The organism is Nocardioides sp. (assembly GCF_036401255.1).
Lineage (GTDB): Bacteria > Actinomycetota > Actinomycetes > Propionibacteriales > Nocardioidaceae > Nocardioides.
This window is the reverse complement of sequence record NZ_DASWVI010000119.1, coordinates 1-4580: the sequence shown is the minus strand read 5'-3', so window position 1 is coordinate 4580 and position 4580 is coordinate 1. Positions and strand designations below refer to the sequence as shown.

Below are 4580 nucleotides of genomic sequence, written 5' to 3'. Positions count from 1 at the left end.
GTGGGCATCGCACCGCTGCGCGCGCTCGCCGAGGAGCTCACCACCGAGCCCCGAGCTCCCCAGGACGTCGTGTACGTCGAGCGCTACACCGACACCCCGTTGTTCGCCCGCGAGGTCGACGCCCTGGCGCGCGAGAGCGGGCTGCGGGTCCTGCACCTGCCCGGCCACCGGCGCGGCCCCGACTCCTGGCTCGGGAGCGGCGTCGGCGCGATCTCCGACCTCGACGCGCTGCGGGCCTGGGTCCCCGACATCGCCGAGCGCGACGTCTACGTCTGCGGGCCCGCCGGCTGGACCGACCTGGTCCGCCGCGACCTCACCGGTGCCGGCGTCCCGCCGCACCGGATCCACCTCGAGACCTTCGGCTGGTGATCTCCCATGAAGCGCATCGTCCTCTGGCTGCTCAGCACGCTCTCCGTGCTGGTGCTGCTGTTCGGCTACCACACCTCGACCGACTCGAGCCTGGCGACGAACCCGCCGACCTCGATCGTCACCGACGACACCGGCTCCGCGGACGCCGCGAGCAGCTCCGAGAGCACCTCGGGCACCACGACGGTGAGCGGCGACGCCGTCTCCACCCAGTGGGGACCGGTGCAGGTCGAGCTCACCGTCGAGGACGGGGCGATCACCGCCGTGGACGTGGTGCAGTACCCGCAGGACAACCCCCGCGACGTGGAGATCAACGCCTACGCGATCCCGACGCTGGTCCAGGAGACCCTCGACCAGCAGAGCGCCGACATCGACATGGTCAGCGGCGCGACCGTCACCAGCGTCGGCTACCTGCAGTCGCTGCAGAGCGCGCTCGACCGGGCCGGGCTGTGACCTACCGTCGCGTCGAGCAGGTGATGGGCCTGCCGATCAGCCTCGCCCTCCGCGGCCGGCACGCCGGCGGCACCCGTGCCGACGACGCCTGGGCGGCGGCGGTGACGTTCCTGCGCGGCGTGGACCGGGTCTTCAGCACCTACCGCCCCGACTCCGCGATCTCGCGGCTCGGCCGCGGCGAGATCGAGGTGGGCGAGTGCCCGCCGGAGGTCGCCGAGGTCCTCGCGATCGCCGAGACCGCTCGGGTCGACAGCGGCGGGGCGTTCGACGTACGCCGCACCGGGCCGGACGGCGCACCGGTCCTCGACACCGACGGGGTCGTCAAGGGCTGGGCGATCCAGCGGGCCGCCCGGGCCTTCGCAGACCTCGAGGACACCGACGTGTGCCTCTCCGGCGGCGGGGACATGGTCTGCCGCCTCGCCGATCCGGGCGGCGAGCCGTGGCGGATCGGCATCGAGGACCCGCGCCACCCCAGCCGGATCCTGGCCGTGCTGCCGCTGGGCAACGGGGCCGTCGCCACGTCGGGCACCGCCCACCGGGGCCGGCACATCGTCGACGCGCGCACCGGCGCGCACCCGCGCGGCGTCGCGGCGATCACCGTGGTCGCCACCGAGCTCACCTGGGCCGACATCGACGCGACCGCCGCGTTCGCGATGGGCCGCGACGGGCTCGCCTGGCTCCGCACGCGTCCGGGTCGGGCGGGCGTGGTCGTGTGGGCGGACGGGTCGACCGACACGTACGCCACGCCGGCGAAGCCGTCAGTCGCGCCGGTCGTCGACGGTGTCCTCGGGCGGCGCCGGGTGGGGACCGCCCACCGGCCCCTCCACGGGCTCGTCGGACGAGGGACGCAGCCAGCTCGCGATCTTGTCCAGCAGACTCATGGCGACGAGGTACCCGGCACCACCGGCGCCATGCGACCCGATCACGCGCGCACCCGGGTGGCCGAAAGCGACCCGAGCAGTGCGAGCGCCTCGGCGCTGCGCGAGCCCGGCTCGGCGCGGTAGACGATCAGCTCCTGCCCGGGAGCGGAGCGTACGTCGAACGCGCTGATCCGCAGCGTGAGGTCGCCGACCTCGGGGTGGTGGAAGCGCTTGCTCGCCAGCCGCTGCCCGCGGGCCTCGTGGCGCTGCCACATCTCGACGAACTCGGGGCTCCGCCGGCTGAGCTCCGCGACCACCTCGCGGATCCGGGGGTCGTTCGGCCACCGTCCCTCCAGCAGCCGGAAGCCGGCCACGGTGTAGCGGGCGACCTGCTCCCAGTCGAGGTAGAACGACCGGGCCCCGGGGTCGAGGAACATCTTCAGCAGCAGGTTGGGACCCTGCCGGAAGCCGTCGAACAGCGCGTACGCCAGGTCGTTGCCGGCCAGCACGTCGTACGCCCGCCCGAGCACGAGGGCCGGGGTGTCCGGCCACGTGTCCAGCAGCCGGTCGAGTTCCGTGTCGACCCGTTCGGGGCGCGCGGTCCGCTCGGCGCCCGGGGTCAGACCCGCGAGCCGGAACAGGTGCTCGCGCGCGTCGTCGTCGAGCTGCAGCACCTGGCCGATCGCGTCGAGGACCTGCGCCGAGGGCCGCCGCTCACGGCCCTGCTCGAGCCGCACGTAGTAGTCGACGCTCATGCCGGCCAGCGTCGCCACCTCCTCGCGGCGCAGCCCCGGCACCCGGCGGGGCCCGTACGTCGCGACGCCCGCAGCCTCCGGGGTGACCTGGGCGCGGCGCGCTCGGAGGAACTCCCCCAACGGTGTGGACGGCATGTCTCCCGACGATACGTCGGCACCGCTCCCGGTGGGTGGGTGCAGCACTCCCAGGCACGACGCACCCTTCTGCGCGGTCCGGCCGAGCGGCACGGTCGTGGTCATGACCCGGATCTCCGACACCACCGACCCCGTGGCGCTCGTCGTGGGCGCCGGTCCCGGCATCGGCGCCGCCGTCGCCGCGCGCTTCGCGACCGCCGGGTACGCCGTCGGGCTGATCGCCCGTGACGAGCAGCGCCTCGTCCGGCTGGCGGCCGGACTCGACACGCGCACCGCGGTCGCCACCGCCGATGCCACCGTGCCCGAGGAGCTGACCGACGCGATCGCCGCGGTCCGCGCCGAGCTCGGCCCGCCCGAGGCCTTGTGCTTCAGCCCGATCCCCGACGTCGACCTGATCCGGCCGGTGCTGGACACCGGCCCTGGAGAGCTCATGGCCTCGCTCGGGCTCGGGATCGGCGGCGCGTCCGCGGCCGTGCGCAGCGTGCTGCCGGACCTGCTCGACCGCGGTCGCGGGTCGCTGCTGTTCACGACCGGCAGTGCCGGCCTCCACCCCGACCCCGAGCGCGCCGCCAGCGCGGTCACGACCACCGCCACCACGACGTACGTCGCCCTGCTGCGCCGGGCGCTCGACGGCACGGGGGTGCGCGTCGGCCACACGGTGATCGTCGGCCCGGTCGACCGCGAGCGCGACGACGCCCACCACCCCGACCGCGTGGCCGCCGACCTCTGGGCCCACCACCGCGGCCGTGCCGACGCGTTCCCGTCGGTGCTGCGCCTCCGCACCTGACCTCGCCGCGCCCATCTCGTCGACGGCGCAGGAGCGCCGCGGCGCACGACCTCCGGACGTAGAGGACCCCGCTGGCGTCTCGGGTCACCAGCGGGGTCGTGAACAACGGTACCCGGTCGGCCGGCCGCCCACGAGCCCGTCCGGCCCTCTTGAGCGAACCTTGAGGCTGGCCCCGCGACCACCCGCCGAGCCCCCGCCCGGCGCTCGGCGTGGGGCCGCCGGGGAGGATGGTGCGGTGACCTCGATCTCCGACCCCCTGACCCTCGGCCACGGACCGGCGTGGCGCAACCGGCTCGCGCTCGCGCCGCTCACCAACACCCAGAGCCACCCGGACGGCACGCTCTCGGAGGACGAGACCCGCTGGCTCGAGGCGCGCGGCGAGGGCGGCTTCGGGCTCGTGATGACGGCGGCGGCGTACGTCGCTCCCGCCGGCCAGGCGTGGGCCGGCCAGCTCGGGGTCGCGACCGACGCGCACCTGCCGGGCCTGACCCGGCTGGCGGAGCGGCTGCGGGCGACCGGGGCACGCTCCGCGGTGCAGCTGCACCACGGCGGCCGGCGGGCCGACCCGGCCCTGAGCGGCCGCCCCAACCAGTGCCCGTGGGAGGACCCCGCGAAGCAGGCGGTCGCGATGACGACCGCCGAGATCGAGGCGCTCGTGGCCGACTTCGTCGCGGCGGCCGTGCGGGCCGAGCGGGCCGGCTTCGACGGGGTCGAGGTGCACGGGGCGCACGGATACCTGCTCGGCCAGTTCCTCGACGGACGCAACCAGCGCACCGACGGCTACGGCGGCTCGCTCGACGACCGCCTCCGGGTGGTCGCCGAGGTGGTGAAGGGCATCCGCGCCGCCACCGGACCCGACTTCCAGCTGGGGCTGCGGCTGACCCCGGAGGGCAACGGGATCACGCTCGAGGAGGGCCGCGAGACCGCCCGCCGGATGCTGGCCTCGGGGCTGCTCGACTACCTCGACATGTCGCTGTGGGACGTGTTCATGCGACCGCGGGGCGGCGCGGACGGGCTGCTCATCGAGCACTTCACCGACCTGCCGCGCGGGGGCACGCTGCTCGGCGTCGCCGGCCGGGTGCTGTCGACGGCCGACGCGCGGTGGTGCCTCGACCAGGGCGCGGACATCGTGACGGTCGGCTTCGGCGCGATCTTCCACCACGACTTCGCGGCCCGGGCTCTCGCCGACCCGGAGTTCGCCGCCCGCCCCGGGCCGCTGACCCG

General features: G+C 75.3%; 5 protein-coding genes and 1 pseudogene. 5 read left to right on the top strand and 1 reads right to left on the bottom strand.

Annotation, left to right across the window (positions count from 1 at the left end; translation table 11 throughout):
• The 3 genes and pseudogenes from VGD85_RS05360 to VGD85_RS05350 all read left to right on the top strand — a co-directional run.
• A pseudogene (locus tag VGD85_RS05360) lies at window positions 1–369 on the top strand (oxidoreductase); the annotation flags it as partial.
• Window positions 370–375: 6 nt separating this feature from the next.
• The gene (locus tag VGD85_RS05355; protein ID WP_331062413.1) at window positions 376–819 is read left to right on the top strand and encodes an FMN-binding protein; all 444 of its coding nucleotides are present in this window, start codon (window positions 376–378) and stop codon (window positions 817–819) included.
• Complete coding sequence (locus VGD85_RS05350) at window positions 816–1823, top strand: FAD:protein FMN transferase (protein ID WP_331062412.1); 1008 nt, start codon at window positions 816–818, stop codon at window positions 1821–1823. The genes VGD85_RS05355 and VGD85_RS05350 overlap by 4 nt, the downstream gene beginning before the upstream one ends.
• Here the strand turns inward: VGD85_RS05350 and VGD85_RS05345 are convergent.
• Window positions 1742–2569, bottom strand: coding sequence for a helix-turn-helix transcriptional regulator (locus VGD85_RS05345; RefSeq protein ID WP_331062411.1), 828 nt, complete (start codon window positions 2567–2569; stop codon window positions 1742–1744). The two genes, VGD85_RS05350 and VGD85_RS05345, sit on opposite strands and share 82 nt — an antisense overlap.
• 103 nt (window positions 2570–2672) lie before the next feature.
• Here VGD85_RS05345 and VGD85_RS05340 point away from each other — a divergent pair, with 103 nt between their 5' ends.
• Together VGD85_RS05340 and VGD85_RS05335 are read left to right on the top strand one after the other, a co-directional pair.
• Window positions 2673–3356: an SDR family NAD(P)-dependent oxidoreductase gene (locus tag VGD85_RS05340; protein WP_331062410.1), complete on the top strand. Its 684-nt coding sequence runs from the start codon at window positions 2673–2675 to the stop codon at window positions 3354–3356.
• A gap of 235 nt (window positions 3357–3591) precedes the next feature.
• Window positions 3592–4580 (top strand): NADH:flavin oxidoreductase (locus VGD85_RS05335; RefSeq protein ID WP_331062409.1); only part of this gene is annotated, 989 nt, incomplete at its 3' end.